15 protein-coding genes are annotated in these 13608 nt (G+C 38.5%); 11 read left to right on the forward strand and 4 right to left on the reverse strand.

The features are described 5' to 3' along the window. Positions 1–3 precede the first annotated feature (3 nt). The 7 genes from IGK86_RS01925 to IGK86_RS01955 all read left to right on the forward strand — a co-directional run bounded on the left by IGK86_RS01925 (position 4) and on the right by IGK86_RS01955 (position 7141). Positions 4–939: a LacI family DNA-binding transcriptional regulator gene (locus tag IGK86_RS01925; protein ID WP_104877157.1), complete on the forward strand. Its 936-nt coding sequence runs from the start codon at positions 4–6 to the stop codon at positions 937–939. 170 nt (positions 940–1109) lie between these two features. Continuing rightward, a complete protein-coding gene (locus IGK86_RS01930; RefSeq protein ID WP_002355475.1) occupies positions 1110–1706 on the forward strand; it encodes a nitroreductase family protein in 597 nt (198 codons plus the stop codon). 42 nt (positions 1707–1748) lie between these two features. Next, the gene (locus IGK86_RS01935; RefSeq protein WP_438741957.1) at positions 1749–2594 is read left to right on the forward strand and encodes a VOC family protein; all 846 of its coding nucleotides are present in this window, start codon (positions 1749–1751) and stop codon (positions 2592–2594) included. A gap of 119 nt (positions 2595–2713) precedes the next feature. Beyond that, on the forward strand, positions 2714–3475 hold the full coding sequence (locus tag IGK86_RS01940) for a DeoR/GlpR family DNA-binding transcription regulator (protein ID WP_002375902.1): 762 nt from the start codon (positions 2714–2716) through the stop codon (positions 3473–3475). 12 nt (positions 3476–3487) lie between these two features. Further along, a complete protein-coding gene (locus tag IGK86_RS01945; protein WP_016617064.1) occupies positions 3488–4888 on the forward strand; it encodes a M24 family metallopeptidase in 1401 nt (466 codons plus the stop codon). Positions 4889–4975: 87 nt separating this feature from the next. After that, positions 4976–5626 (forward strand): uracil-DNA glycosylase, encoded by a 651-nt coding sequence (locus tag IGK86_RS01950; protein WP_002355481.1) that lies wholly within the window; start codon positions 4976–4978, stop codon positions 5624–5626. Positions 5627–5800: 174 nt separating this feature from the next. After that, positions 5801–7141: an MATE family efflux transporter gene (locus tag IGK86_RS01955; protein WP_025193926.1), complete on the forward strand. Its 1341-nt coding sequence runs from the start codon at positions 5801–5803 to the stop codon at positions 7139–7141. Positions 7142–7165: 24 nt separating this feature from the next. Here IGK86_RS01955 and IGK86_RS01960 read toward each other — a convergent pair whose 3' ends face one another. Further along, entirely contained in the window at positions 7166–8992 is a 1827-nt protein-coding gene (locus tag IGK86_RS01960) for a M3 family oligoendopeptidase (RefSeq protein ID WP_161633949.1), read from the reverse strand. Between the two features lie 127 nt (positions 8993–9119). On the opposite strand from IGK86_RS01960, the gene IGK86_RS01965 reads away from it, so the two are divergent. The 3 genes from IGK86_RS01965 to IGK86_RS01975 all read left to right on the forward strand — a co-directional run bounded on the left by IGK86_RS01965 (position 9120) and on the right by IGK86_RS01975 (position 11011). After that, complete coding sequence (locus IGK86_RS01965; protein ID WP_002366143.1) at positions 9120–9629, forward strand: VanZ family protein; 510 nt, start codon at positions 9120–9122, stop codon at positions 9627–9629. 130 nt (positions 9630–9759) lie between these two features. Beyond that, positions 9760–10488: a YebC/PmpR family DNA-binding transcriptional regulator gene (locus IGK86_RS01970; RefSeq protein WP_002361233.1), complete on the forward strand. Its 729-nt coding sequence runs from the start codon at positions 9760–9762 to the stop codon at positions 10486–10488. A gap of 52 nt (positions 10489–10540) precedes the next feature. Then, a complete protein-coding gene (locus IGK86_RS01975; RefSeq protein ID WP_016617067.1) occupies positions 10541–11011 on the forward strand; it encodes a C-GCAxxG-C-C family protein in 471 nt (156 codons plus the stop codon). 74 nt (positions 11012–11085) lie between these two features. Here IGK86_RS01975 and IGK86_RS01980 read toward each other — a convergent pair whose 3' ends face one another. Together IGK86_RS01980 and IGK86_RS01985 are read right to left on the reverse strand one after the other, a co-directional pair. Beyond that, on the reverse strand, positions 11086–11259 hold the full coding sequence (locus IGK86_RS01980) for a hypothetical protein (RefSeq protein WP_002355495.1): 174 nt from the start codon (positions 11257–11259) through the stop codon (positions 11086–11088). 112 nt (positions 11260–11371) lie between these two features. Beyond that, positions 11372–12346, reverse strand: a complete 975-nt coding sequence (locus IGK86_RS01985) for a ring-cleaving dioxygenase (protein WP_002358652.1) — start codon at positions 12344–12346, stop codon at positions 11372–11374. Positions 12347–12376: 30 nt separating this feature from the next. Here IGK86_RS01985 and IGK86_RS01990 point away from each other — a divergent pair, with 30 nt between their 5' ends. Continuing rightward, complete coding sequence (locus tag IGK86_RS01990) at positions 12377–12949, forward strand: alpha/beta hydrolase (RefSeq protein WP_002358653.1); 573 nt, start codon at positions 12377–12379, stop codon at positions 12947–12949. 141 nt (positions 12950–13090) lie between these two features. Here IGK86_RS01990 and IGK86_RS01995 read toward each other — a convergent pair whose 3' ends face one another. Continuing rightward, the gene (locus IGK86_RS01995; protein WP_002364839.1) at positions 13091–13513 is read right to left on the reverse strand and encodes a cytidine deaminase family protein; all 423 of its coding nucleotides are present in this window, start codon (positions 13511–13513) and stop codon (positions 13091–13093) included. Positions 13514–13608 lie beyond the last annotated feature (95 nt).

The following is a 13608-nucleotide window of genomic DNA, read 5'->3' on the forward strand; positions in this document are numbered from 1 at the left end:
AGTATGACAACAATTCGAGAAATTGCGCGCCTTTCAGGATCTTCAGTTACGACTGTTTCGCGTGTGATTAATCATCATCCGTATGTTTCTGAAGAAAAACGACTGAAAATCCAAGCAATTATCGATGAGTTGGGCTATAAGCCCAATATATTAGCGAGAAATCTTAGCTTTGGGAAAAGTAATACATTAGGTGTCATGGTTCCTTATACGAATCAACCTTATTTTGATGCTATTTTAAGTGGAATTATCCACCAAGCATTTCAACAAGGGATGATGGTCAGTTTATTACCAACGGATTATGATAAAGAAGTTGAAAAAAGTTACTTGGAAAAAATGGCCACGGGTGCGTTTGATGGCATGATTGTTTTGTCAAAGGCAAATCCTTTAAGTGTGTTTGCTCCGTATAAAGAGCAAGTTGTTTTTTGTGAAAAAATAGAAGACCCTAGTTATGCTAGTATCTATATCGATCGTTTAACCGTTTATCGGCGGGTCTTCCAAGCATTGAAACAACAAGGATGTAGTGAAGTGGCAATTACGATTAACCGTGCACCAGAAAAAAGTACAAGCGCACGCTATTTAGTTGACGCATATCAGGAAATTTATGGAGCGATTCCTGAAAATCGGTTATTTAAGGACTGTTTAACCTATGAAGATGGGTGTGAAGTAGGACGTCACTGTGCGCAAGATCCAACGCTCCAAGCGGTTGTGACCAACGGTGATGAAATTGCCGCAGGGATTCAAGCCGTTATTGAAAGACCACTCTTTTTAGTGGGACAGGAACAAACTTTATTAAGTGAAATTTTAAATTTTTCAACAATCTGTCATCCATTAATGGAATTAGGGGAAAAAGCTACACACTTATTTCAAGAAAAACGGCCAAAAACGATTCAATTGACTTCTACATTTATTAATCGACAACCAGATTTTTCTTTTTCTTAGAAAAAAGCGGGTTGTTTTTTCTTTGGTAGAATAAGGTTTTTCGCTAAAAAATAAAAAAACTTACAAAAAGTAAGACAAAAAGCTTTACTTACTTTTAGTAAGGTAGTATAGTAAGCATGTAAACAAAATTAAATGAATTTACTGAGGAAATTCGAAAGGATGAACATATTATGTCAAAATTTACTGAAATGATGAAAAACCGTCGTTCAATCTATGCTTTAGGAGAAAACTTACCAATTTCAAAAGAAGAAGTAACTGCTTTAGTAAAAGAAGTTGTTAGAGAAAGTCCAACAGCTTTTAACTCTCAAACACAACGCGTTGTGTTCTTATTCGGCGATGCTCACAAAAAATTATGGGCAATGACTGAAGATGCCTTAAAACCATTAACTCCAGCAGAAGCATTTCCAAACACACAAGCTAAATTACAAGGTTTTGCAGCTGGTGCGGGCACAATTTTATTCTTTGAAGATACAGATATCGTGAAAAACTTACAAGATAGCTTTCCATTATATGCGGATAACTTCCCTGTTTGGTCTGAACAAGCAACTGGTTTAACACAAGCGAACGTTTGGACTGCCTTAGCGCAAGAAAATATCGGCGCAAACTTACAACACTACAACCCAGTCATTGACGAAGCGGTTGCTGCAGAATGGTCAATTCCTGCAAACTGGAATTTGCGTGCACAAATGGTCATTGGTTCCATTGAAGCGCCAGCTGGCGAAAAAGAATACATGGAAGATAGTGCTCGTTTTAAAGAATTCAACTAAATCATTGCTTTAGTAAAACGAAGAGGAAAGGAGTGAAAGCAAATGGTTCAAGCATTACCAAGTAATATTGGGATTCAACAAGTCACTTTGAAAGTGGCTGATTTAGATAAAATGGTAAACTTTTATACGAAAACAATTGGCTTAAAACTTTTAAAACAAGGAGAGGGACGTGCTTGGCTAGCGCCACAAGGCACCAACGATGCAATTCTTGTCTTAAAAGAACTAACAGCTGGGGAAGAAAATCAGGGTACCACTGGCTTGTACCATATTGCTTTCCTGCTACCAACCCGCAAAGATTTAGGCAATATGTTGCTGTGGCTTTTGCAGGAAAATGTGCAAATTGGCGCAGCAGATTATGGCTATAGTGAAGCCCTTTACTTAAGTGATCCAGAAAATAATGGCATCGAAATTTATTGGGATAAACCAGAAGAAGTCTGGGATATTCGTCCAAATGGTGAAATTATCGGTGTGACAGAAGAATTAGACGGTGATAGTTTAGCTGCAGAAGCTGACGGTCACTGGCTAGGAATTTCCGAAGGTTCTAAAATTGGGCACATTCATTTGAAAGTGGCCGATTTAGATACCACTGAAACGTTCAATAAAAATTTAGGGTTTGGCTTAAAGTCTAACTTTGGTCAACAAGCGAAGTTTTTTGCAGCGGGTCAGTACCATCATCATATTGGGACAAATACATGGAGCGGCAAACAGCTGCCAACGATTCAAGAAAATCAATTTGGCTTAGAAAATTACACCTTCCGTTTACCAACTGCGGCAGATTTAGAGATCGTCCAAGCCAATGCGGAAGAAGCAAAGTTACATTTTATTGCCAAAGATCATTTACTTGCGTTAGAAGATCCTAGCGGCATGATTATTCAATTTACCTATTAAAGCCACTCTCAAACTAGCCCTTCGTTAGAAAATGAAGGACTAGTTTTTTTGCATTATTTTGCATTCGTTTGCAAAATAATGCAAAAGGTGCTATCTTTACTTAGAAGAGGTGAGGAAGCATGTTGATTGAAGAACGTTTAGCCAAGATTCAAAAAATAGTGAATGAACAAAAAAGTATTTCCATGGAAGCGTTAGCGGAGCAAGTCTCCGTTTCAAAAGATACTATTCGGCGAGATTTAATTCGTTTAGAAAAGGAAGGACATTTAAAGAGAACGCACGGTGGCGCTATCTCAGTGCAGTCTGAAGCAACTATTTATGATTATGCTCAACGAATAATGAAGCACCCAGAGAAAAAACAAGCGATTGCCCAAAAAGTTTGGGCAAATATTCCCAAACAAGCGTCCATTTTTTTTGATTCATCAACCACGGTGGAAGCAGCTATTCGAGCGATGGAAAATAGTCCGATTCACGCGATCACGAACTCTCTCAGTCATGCGCTACTTCTAGCGCAAATGGATCAGACAAAAATTACAGTATTACCTGGGCAACTGCATAAACAACAACTCTTTTTGTTTGGGGCAGAAACAGTCGCTAAGGTTGGGGAATTTGCCCCTGACTATACATTATTAGGTGTGTTTGCGTTATCTGAACAAGGATTATTTATTCACACAGAAGAAGAAGGTCAAGTCAAACGGCGAATGATTCAACAAGGCAAACAAGTCATTGCCTTAGCCGACCAAACGAAATTAAACAAAACGGGTTTATTTAAAATTTGCGAATTAACAGAAATTGATTGTTTAGTGACAGATACACGACCTGATGAAAAATTCTGTGAGCAGTTAGCGCAAGCAGGCGTAACGTTGATTGTCGCAGATGAATAATGGAGGATAATAATGAAGCGAAAAATTAATTATACACATATTGCTGAACCTACTGTTTTTGAGAATGTTTTTCCAACGTATTTGACGAATGAAACGATGATGGCGCGTAAGCAGAAAGTATTACAACGAATGGAAACAGAAAAATTCGATCAATTGGTCTTCTATGCAGACAAAGAGCATGGCAGTAATTTTGAATACTTAACTGGCTTTATTCCGAGGTTTGAAGAAGGACTCCTCGTGTTAAATAAGGATGGTGCGGCGACACTTATTTTAGGTAATGAAAATTTAAAACTGTGCCAACATGCCCGCATCTCAGCCGATTTAATTCATTATCCAGCTTTTTCGCTACCTAATCAACCAATGGCTGGAGAACAAAAGTTGTCGCAGATTTTTGAAACGCTTCTCGATGAAACTGCTCAAAAAATAGGTATCGTTGGGTGGAAAATGTTTACGACACAACAGCAAGAACCTGCTACTATGTTTGATGTGCCACATTTTATTGTCGAAGCACTGAAAAAAGCGCTGCCGAAAGAAGCTCGTTTACTAAATGGGACCCACTTATTGATTGGAGCAAAGGGGGCCCGCACAACAAATAATGCCAACGAATTGGCGCACTATGAATATGGGGCGAATTTGGCTTCTCGCAGTATGTTAAAGGCCTTAAATGCAATTGAAGTAGGACAGCGTGAAACGGACATTGGAGCTTTGTTAAATGATGAAGGTCAAACGCCGACGGTAGTAACCATTGCGGCAACTGGACAACGTTTTGAATATGCAAACATGTATCCGACTGCCAAAGAAATTCAGTTAGGTGATGCCTTATCATTAACTACAGGTTACAAAGGCGGCTTGTCTAGCCGAACAGGTTTTGTTATTGAAAACGAGCAGCAATTGCCAGAAGCGCAACGTGATTATTTAGAACGCGTAGCAAAACCCTATTTTCAAGCTGTCGTTCACTGGCTTGAAACCATTCGAATCGGACTGTTAGGGCGAGAAATGTACCAAGCGATTGAAGAACAGTTACCAAAAGAAAGCTATCACTGGCATTTGAATCCTGGGCATTTAGTTTCGGATGATGAATGGATGTCGTCGCCTATTTATCCAGATTCAGCCATTCGCTTGGAAAGTGGCATGCTCTTTCAAGTGGATATTATTCCTTCTGTACCTGGTTATACAGGGGTGAGTGCAGAAGAATGTGTGGCTTTGGCTGATGAAACACTGCAAAAAGAGATTCAGCAAACTTATCCAGACATGTGGCAACGGATTACGACACGCAAAGCCTATTTAAAGGAGACATTGAAGATTGACTTACCAACGGAGGTTTTACCAATGTCTAATTTAGTTGGTTACTTACGGCCTTTTTATTTAGCTAAAGACAAAGCTTTGTGTGTAGAAAAACCAGCGCTTAAATGAATAGGCTCCTTTTTTTGAGTTTCTTTTGGGCCTTATTTATAATCAATATAGCGAAGGAAGAATACCAGAAGAGAGGCGTGATGGTAAATGCACTATCCTGAACATCTGAAAAAAGCAGTTTTAGCTAAAGCGAAAGACTTACCATTAGAAGGTTTTGTGGAAGGTCAAGGTCCGCAACAGCCAAAAGTGATGCTGATTGGGGAAGCCCCTGGAAAAGAAGAAATTAAAGAAAACGTACCATTTATAGGGCGTTCAGGTCAATTGTTGATGGAACAATTACAACAAGTTGGCTTAAGTCGTGAAACGGTGTATATCACCAGTGCGGTTAGGAGTCGGCCTTTTTCTGTAAAAACGAAGCAGATTGCAAAAACGGGAGAAAGAGTAACCAAGTTTCCTAATCGAACGCCCACCAAAGAAGAAATCAAAATTTTTGCGCCTTTGCTTGATTGGGAAATCGCTGTTTGCCAACCTGAACTAATTTTGACACTGGGGAATATTGGGTTGCAACGACTTTTAGGACCAAAGCCAACAATCACTGCAGTGCACGGAACGGTCATTCAGTCGCCCATTCAAACATTTGATGAGCAATCACAAAACTATCATTGGACGCAGAAAACCTATCAAATCATTCCACTCTTCCATCCAGCGGCTGTCTTTTATAATTATCGTTTAAAAGAAGTCGTGAAAGAAGATTGGCAAGTGGTTCAAAAACAACTGCAACTGCTTAAGAAAGTTTAAAATGAGAAAAATAGAAGGATGGTTGTTTTTTCGAAGAGAGAATGCTACCCTAGAAGTATCAATAAATAGACAGATTATTTAATCGCTGGGTTGAATAATTGAAGGATTCTGATTTTTGCGTAAGCCTTGAAGCAAAAAGAATGAGTCCTTTTTTTGTTAGAAGGAGATTTGGGTATGGAGCAAACACAGCAAAACCATTTTACTGCGTTGTTTTATAAAAATGTTCTGTTAGGAATTTTAAGTATGGCGGCGCAATCAATTTTTATTTTGGCGGACACATTTTTCATTGCAAATGGGATCGGCACCGAGGCGTTGGCGGGGCTTAACATTGTCTTACCACTCGTTAATATTATTAATGGATTAGGTTGGATGTTTGGCGTTGGCGGCGCTACGTTGTTTTCGACAACGGTTGCGCAAAAAGAAATCAAAAAAGCCAATCAGTATTTTAGTTTAACGATTGGGTTAGTTTTCGTTATAGGGAGTCTCTTTACTTTAGTGAGCTTGATTTTTTCCGATCAAATTATTCGGGGACTTCAGGGGACCGGTGTCTTGTTTGGTTTGGCAAAGGAATATTATATGATTTACCTTAGCTGTTCATTATTATTTATTTTAAACAATTGCCTGATTACTTTTTTAAGAAATGACCATAATCCTCGTTTGGCAACGATTGCTTTTGTCAGTGGGGGAATTGTCAATATTATTTTGGACTATGTCTTTATTTATCAATTTGGGTGGGGCATGGCAGGTGCGGCCATTGCAACGGTGATGTCACCTTTAACAAGCTTAATCCTGATTACGTTGCATAAGTGGTCGCCGCAACGAGTTTTACGTTTTGAAAAGTTTAAAGTGAAATTTCAGGATGTTCGAGAAATTATGTCGATTGGTTTTTCTTCCTTTTTAAATGAATTTTCTTCGGCCTTTGTCATGTTTTTATTTAATATTGTTTTGTTAAACTTAGTTGGTCATGTGGCGATTTCAGCTTATGCAATTGTTGCCAATCTCAATATTATTGTGATTGCCATTTTTACAGGGATTGGGCAAGGGGCGCAACCATTACTCAGCCGATACTATGGTTTAGGGGAAACGAAGGTGTTGCGTAAATTTGTTAAACTTAGCTTTATTACGTACTTGGTTGCCGGCTTCCTGTTTTTTTTAATCAGTCAAGTGTTTACGGGACAAATTATTGAGGTCTTTAATAGCGAAGGGAACGACCAGTTGGCGCAAATTGCTAGGACAGCCATCCGCTTATATGCGATTTCCTTCTTGTTTACAGGATTGAATTTTATGGGGATTTATTACTTTTCGGCAGTTCGTAAACCGAAAATGGCGCTAATGATTTCCTCTTTGCGTGGGTTCTTTTTAATTGTGCCAGTTTTATTTATTTTGGTGAAATTACTAGGATTAACCGGTGTTTGGTTAGCCATGCCTGTGGTTGAATTTGTTACGTTTGGACTAATGCTTGTGGGCTACCTTGCGTATCGAAACTATTTGAAAAAAAGAGAAACAGTAACCTGATGTTGGTTACTGCTTCTTTTTTGCTTAGTTTACATAGTTTTCAGTTAAAGTCATGAATTGTTCCACATCTTTTAGGACTTGATCAATGCCGGCTTGCCAGAAATCAGGTTTTGTTAAGTCAACATTTAAATGTTTTTTCGCTAATTCTTCGCTTGTCATCGAAGCAGTGTCTCTTAATAACGCAATGTATTGGTCTTCAAAAGAGCTGCCTTGTTGATTGGCATACGCATAGATACCCATGCTGAATAGATAGCCAAAAGTATATGGGAAATTATAGAAAGGCACATCATCAATAAAGAAGTGCAATTTGCTCGCCCAGAAATGAGGATGATAACTGCCAAGACTATCTTTGTAGCTTTCTTTTTGCGCCGCTAACATTAATTCAGTAATATCTTCTTCCGCTACTAAACCTTTTTGGCGCGCTTGATAAAAATTATTTTCAAAGATAAAACGTGCATGAATGTTCATAAACATGGCAATGGCATTTTGCATTTTTGTGTCTAAAAGGTTAATCTTTTCAACGTCTGATTTGGCCTCTTTTAAGGTAGCGTCAGCAACAATCAATTCTGCAAAGGTACTAGCTGTTTCTGCTACGTTCATGGCATACTCTCGATTCAATGAAGGTAAATCCCACATCACGCTACTATGGAAAGCGTGACCTAATTCATGGGCTAAAGTAGCTACTTCGTTGATTGAATTGCCAAAGGTCATGAAAATCCGCGACTCTTGTGTTTCAGGTAATTCTGTACAATAACCCCCAGGACGTTTGCCTGGACGATCTTCAGCTTCAATCCAACTTTTTTCAAAAGCCATTTGGGCAAAATCGGCCATTTTCGGACTGAATTTACGGAAATTTTCTAAAATAAAGGCAGCGGCTTGATCAAAGGAATACGTTTTTTCTTCTAAATCACCTAAAATAATTGGCGCATCTTGGTCTTGCCAATCCATTTTTTCTTTGCCGAATAATTGCGCTTTGCGCGTTAGAAAGTCGACGAATGGTTGTTTATTTTTTTGGATGGTTTCCCACATAACCGTTAATGTTTCTTGACTCATTCGATTATAGTTTAAGGGATTTTCTAAATAATCTGTAGTGCCATGCAATTTGTAATCAGATAAACGGAACCCATCTAAGTGATTTAGGGTGTCTGCTAAAATTGAAGCTTTGCTACTCCAAGCTTTCTCCCAGGCTGTAAACAAACGTTGACGAACCTCTTTGTCAGGATCTCCCATCATGCGGTTAAAGGCTTGGCCTGCAGATAGTTCTGTCACAGAGCCATCTTTTTCTTCAAAAGGAATCACGATGGAAGCAACAATCGTATCGTAATGTGTACTCCAAGCATTTAACCCATCTAGAGAAAGCGTATTGATGATATTTTCTTCTTGTTCGGAAAGCAGTTTTTTTCCATCACGGCGTAATTCATTTAAGCGAAAAGCCATTGTTTTAAACGGTTCTTCGGCTAACAGGGCTTGCCAATGTTCTGCTGAAATCTTGGTGATTTTTTTAGTAAAAATGGTTTCAGCTAATTGAATCGCTGGCAATAGATTGTATAAATCGCCTGATAAAATTTTGGCCTTGGTATCATTAGTATTAGCAGAAATTAAAGCAGTTAAAAAACTATTACATTGTGAAAAGCCATTTGAGATTTTCCCTTGTAACGTTAAGATTTCAGCAAATTGTTCTTTGCCTTGGGCACTTTCTGGTGTCCATTCTGTGATTAATTGATGGTACTCTTTTGTTTGTTCGGTTAATTGAGTCATTCGTTGGCTAAGTTCTTTGGACTCGCTCCCATTGGGGAAAATACTGTCTAAATCCCATGTAATAGAATAGGTCATATCCAATCCTTCTTTCATTTTTTTCTTTTCAGTATATCATAAGACCTAAGAGAAGTTGTTTCTTTTTCCCTCGAAACCGACTATAATAAAAAAGAATTTTCCGTGGCAGGCACGGGGCAACTTGAAACCAAGAAAAGAGGATTATATGAAAAATTATTTGAAAGATAGTAATTTATATTTAGTCATTGCGTTTGTAATTATGGCCATTTTATTTTTCAGTTCATCACAGACGTATGAACAGCAATCACAAGTTGGTCTTTTAGATAAACTTCTGAGCAGTCATCCTTTTGAAGAACAATTAAAAAATATTTCTTTTCAATATGCTGGTAGTGAAGTGAGCATTCAAGCTAGTGGTTATAGTAAATTTGTTGAATTTTTTATTCGTAAGGGAGCCCATTTTGGTACGTATTTTCTATTAGGTGGTAGTTGGTTTATTGGATTAGTGCCAAGAATCAAAGGTCTGTTTTTAACAGCTGTTGTTTCCTGGCTAGCTGCTACTGGCTATGCAGGTTTAGATGAATTTCATCAAATGATCACAGGCGGAAGGACCCCTCTTTTTCAAGATGTTATGTTGGATGCCATGGGTGCTTTGACAGCCATCGTTATTTGTTTGGTGGTTCATGGTTTGAAGAAAAATAAAAAAAGAAGACGCTAATTTAGAAGAGCTTCGTTTATTCGTCAGAACGGTGGGTAAGCGAGGGTCTTTTTTTGGTAGCGCTTGTTCCTAACTGAAAAGAAGAGTAGAATATAGGAGAATAGTAACGAAAAGTCAGGAGGAATCAAGGATGTCAGGACACAGCAAATGGAGCAACATTCAAGGGCGTAAAAATGCACAAGATGCCAAACGTGGGAAAATTTTCCAAAAAGTTTCAAGGGAAATCTATATGGCGGCAAAAGCAGGTGGCCCTGACCCCGCAATGAATCCTGCTTTACGTTTAGCAGTCGATAAAGCTAAGTCAGCCAATATGCCCAATGATAATATTGCGCGCGCCATAAAAAAAGCCAGTAGTGCTGGTGAAGGGGAACATTATGACGAGGTAACTTATGAAGGATACGGGCCAGGTGGCGTGGCAGTTTTAGTTCATGCACTAACAGATAACCGCAACCGAACGGCCACCAATGTTCGCGTCGCGTTTACTCGAAATGGTGGCTCTTTAGGTGAAACGGGTTCGGTGAATTATATGTTTGATCGTAAAGGCTATATTGTCATTAAGCGAGAAGATCATGCAATTGAGGAAGACGACATGCTAGAAGTCGTTTTGGAAGCAGGCGGCGAGGATTTAGAAACATCACCAGAAGTATTTGAAATTTACACAGCACCAGAAGATTTTACAGCGGTTCGCGATGCTTTAGAACAAGCAGGTTATTCATTAGCACAAGCTGAATTAACAATGGTTCCGCAAACCTTACTAACCTTGAACGATGAACAAAAAGCGCAATTAGAGCGCTTGGTTGACAAGTTAGAAGACGATGATGATGTGTCAGAAGTATTTACCTCTGCAGAAAATCTATAAAATAAAGGGATGCTTGGCGTCCTTTTATTCATAAAATGAAAGCGGATACAGAATGGAGGGCATTTTGAAAAAGAGAATTTGTTTACAAGCAATCAGGGAAGAAGCGGAAGCCTATTATCGTAACGGTGATTTTTATTGCTCGGAAGCGATTGTGGTGACCATTCGGCAACACTTCGATGCGGAGATTCCCATTGAAGCTGTGGCCATGGCTTCTGGGTTTCCTGTAGGTGTTGGAGGAGCGAAGTGTATTTGTGGTGCTCTTTCAGGCGGGGTTATGTGTCTGGGCTACTTTTTTGGTCGGACAGAAGCCAAAGGAGAACAAGTAAATAAAACGATGGCTTTAGCCAACGAATTGCATCAAAGTTTTCGACAAAAGCATCGAGTGGTTTGCTGCAGTATTTTGACAAGTAAAATGACGATGGGCTCACCTGAGCATATGGAACAATGCATTGGCTTTACTGGAGAAATTGCTGAAACAACCGCAAAAATTATTGCACGAGAACTTGCTTACGAATTAGTCTAGTAAAAATGAGAGAGGAGCAACCAGATTCAGGTGAATGAATCTGGTTGCTCCTCTCTCATTTAATGCGTAATCAATTAACCAAGTACTTTTTCATAAGCTTCCACTTGAGATAAGACACGTTGGAGCTGTAATTCATTTTCAATATAGTTGATTGAATTACCTAAATCTTCTTGGCGGTTTGTTTCTAAACGATCGACTTCTTTTTTTGCTTCGTTCAATAAGTGTAGAACTTCTTCCTTAGATAACATGTACTCACCTCCTTGCGCAGTTCATCTACTATTAGTGTACTCCTTTTTTTCAAAAAAGGGCAATAATAGGATATTAAAAAACAAAAATAGCGGTTAGAACCGCTATTTTTGTTTACTCATGGCGTTGTTGTGCTAAAATCGCTTCGATTCGTTCTCTTTGATCTGCCAAAAAGTGAGGCAAATAAAGGGGGATTTCATCAAAGTTTGAACTTTGATTTTCATAGGCTTCGGCATCTAGCAGGCCTTTTTGTGTGGCTACTTCAAATAACAAGTGGTTCGGTTCTCTAAAATACAATGATTTGAAAAATTCGCGGTCTTTAATTCCTGAGTTTGTAAAATTCTTTTCCTCTAACAGGCTATCAACTTGCGTTAATTCTTGCGTATCTTCCACCCCAAAGGCGACGTGATGAACGCCACCAATTCCTTCAATGGCAAGCGGATTGGTACGGTCATCAATGATGTGCACCTCTTGATAAAACTGTGGATGATGATTTTCCAGAACGGTTACTTCATGCGCAGTTTCAAAAAAAGGTACTGTTTCTTTTTCATGCCAATGTAAATAATCCACTAAAGGTTGTTTAGTAGCTGCGGCATATTGGACGCGTAATTGAATTGCATCAATGCCTAAAATTGCATGTTCTACTGGAATTTCGGAATGCTCAGCTGGAAAATAATCTTCCGCATTTTCAAATTCACGTAACGGAACAAGCGCCATTTGCGTATTATCGGGCGCTTCAAAACGCAAAATTGGGTGTTGGTTAAATGTTTCCACACCATAGTGGCAGATACCCGCTTGCTCAAGACGTTCTGCCCAAAAATCCAAAGAGGCGCGCGTTGGTACTTTTAAAATAGTTCGTTCAATTGTATTTGTCCCAAATGATTGATCTTGGCCATCATTCAATTCAAAAAAAGTTAATTCGGTACCTGTTCGTTGCTCATTATCTGAGAAAAATAAGTGATACATGGTGTGGTCATCTTGGTTGATCGTTTTCATTAGTAATTTTAATCCCAGTGTATTATGATAGAAGTCAAATGTAGGCTTTATCAATCGATTTAAAATAGAGATGTGATGAATTTGTGCATACATAGTAAAATTCCTTTCTTGGAGGTTTATTAAATGAAACAATTTTTTCAAAAAGGGTCGAAACCTAATCAATTAGTTGTCGCTTTCCATGGTACTGGTGGCAATGAATATCAATTATTAACGACCATCGCAACCCTTTATCCAGAAGCGAGTGTTCTAAGTTACTTAGGGACAGAAGGTGTAGGCGAACAGCGACGCTTTTTTGCGCCATTAGTTAATGGAGCCTTACCTCGTGCTAACTTTGATGAGCGAGTGACGGCGTTTCTAGAAGAAGTTTGGCAACCGCAAAAGTTATACGATGAAGTTATTTTTATAGGGTACTCTAACGGTGCCAATTTTATTTTAGGCCTGTTAGAAAAGAACCCGACTATTGCTAACACTGTTATTTTACTGCATCCAAGCAATTTAGGCTATCAATATGTATCTGGTGAGTTTGCGACAAAAGTGATTGTCACAACAGGGGCTCAGGATGAGTTGAGTATTCCGGGACAAGTTCTTTCTTTAGCTAATCAATTAAAGAAACATTTTCCAGTCGACTTTTTACTAGTGGATGGCGGTCATGGCTTATCAGAAGAAGAAGTAACGAAAATAAAAGAAGTTCTTTAAAAAACAAGCTGCAACCTTTGCTAATAAGTGGTTGCAGCTTGTTTTTTTCTTGTGTGTAACTAAAAATGAATGCCAGTAATTGATAATAGAGAGGACTACAAAATTAACATCTTATTATCTTGAAATAGCTAATTTTATTCTTTAGTCATTAGTATAACGTGACCAACCCCACCACTTAGGCATTAACTCTTTTAACCGAACTATTTCTCGTTTTTGATAATCAACTAAGATTTCTGTATCAGCATTTTTAGGAGAAAGCTGGAGCAATAATTCTCTACAAGCACCACAAGGCATACCAGAAATTCCATTAGGAACATCGTCCCGAAAAGTAATAATTCGTTTAATCACTGTCTGTCCACTATCGGCATACATATTCAAAGCGGCAACTCGTTCTGCACATAAATCTAGAACACCACAACAGCTTTCAAAACAAAAGCCGGTAAATAATTGTCCATCTTCTGCCTCTAGGGCACAGACGACATGGTGTGTGTAAATAAATGGTGTTACTTCTTGAGGATGGTATTCTTTCTTTGCGTATTCATACATTTTTTTCCAAATATCCATGAATAAATTCTCCTTTATTTTTAGTTAGAATTATTATAGCAAATGTTCACACACAAAGAATAAAAAATAGAAGCATAAGAATGGATCATACTGAG

It is taken from the genome of Enterococcus sp. DIV1206 (genome assembly GCF_051712485.1).
GTDB classification, from domain to species: Bacteria; Bacillota; Bacilli; order Lactobacillales; family Enterococcaceae; genus Enterococcus; species Enterococcus faecalis.

Excerpts from the sequence above, each read along its gene's own strand:
- IGK86_RS01925 (WP_104877157.1), top strand. The coding sequence starts at position 4 with ATGACAACAATTCGAGAAATTGCGCGCCTTTCAGGATCTTCAGTTACG.
- IGK86_RS01930 (WP_002355475.1), top strand. The coding sequence starts at position 1,110 with ATGTCAAAATTTACTGAAATGATGAAAAACCGTCGTTCAATCTATGCT.
- IGK86_RS01935 (WP_438741957.1), top strand. The coding sequence starts at position 1,749 with ATGGTTCAAGCATTACCAAGTAATATTGGGATTCAACAAGTCACTTTG.
- IGK86_RS01940 (WP_002375902.1), top strand. The coding sequence starts at position 2,714 with ATGTTGATTGAAGAACGTTTAGCCAAGATTCAAAAAATAGTGAATGAA.
- IGK86_RS01945 (WP_016617064.1), top strand. The coding sequence starts at position 3,488 with ATGAAGCGAAAAATTAATTATACACATATTGCTGAACCTACTGTTTTT.
- IGK86_RS01950 (WP_002355481.1), top strand. The coding sequence starts at position 4,976 with ATGCACTATCCTGAACATCTGAAAAAAGCAGTTTTAGCTAAAGCGAAA.
- IGK86_RS01955 (WP_025193926.1), top strand. The coding sequence starts at position 5,801 with ATGGAGCAAACACAGCAAAACCATTTTACTGCGTTGTTTTATAAAAAT.
- IGK86_RS01960 (WP_161633949.1), bottom strand. The coding sequence starts at position 8,992 with ATGAAAGAAGGATTGGATATGACCTATTCTATTACATGGGATTTAGAC.
- IGK86_RS01965 (WP_002366143.1), top strand. The coding sequence starts at position 9,120 with ATGAAAAATTATTTGAAAGATAGTAATTTATATTTAGTCATTGCGTTT.
- IGK86_RS01970 (WP_002361233.1), top strand. The coding sequence starts at position 9,760 with ATGTCAGGACACAGCAAATGGAGCAACATTCAAGGGCGTAAAAATGCA.
- IGK86_RS01975 (WP_016617067.1), top strand. The coding sequence starts at position 10,541 with ATGGAGGGCATTTTGAAAAAGAGAATTTGTTTACAAGCAATCAGGGAA.
- IGK86_RS01980 (WP_002355495.1), bottom strand. The coding sequence starts at position 11,259 with ATGTTATCTAAGGAAGAAGTTCTACACTTATTGAACGAAGCAAAAAAA.
- IGK86_RS01985 (WP_002358652.1), bottom strand. The coding sequence starts at position 12,346 with ATGTATGCACAAATTCATCACATCTCTATTTTAAATCGATTGATAAAG.
- IGK86_RS01990 (WP_002358653.1), top strand. The coding sequence starts at position 12,377 with ATGAAACAATTTTTTCAAAAAGGGTCGAAACCTAATCAATTAGTTGTC.
- IGK86_RS01995 (WP_002364839.1), bottom strand. The coding sequence starts at position 13,513 with ATGGATATTTGGAAAAAAATGTATGAATACGCAAAGAAAGAATACCAT.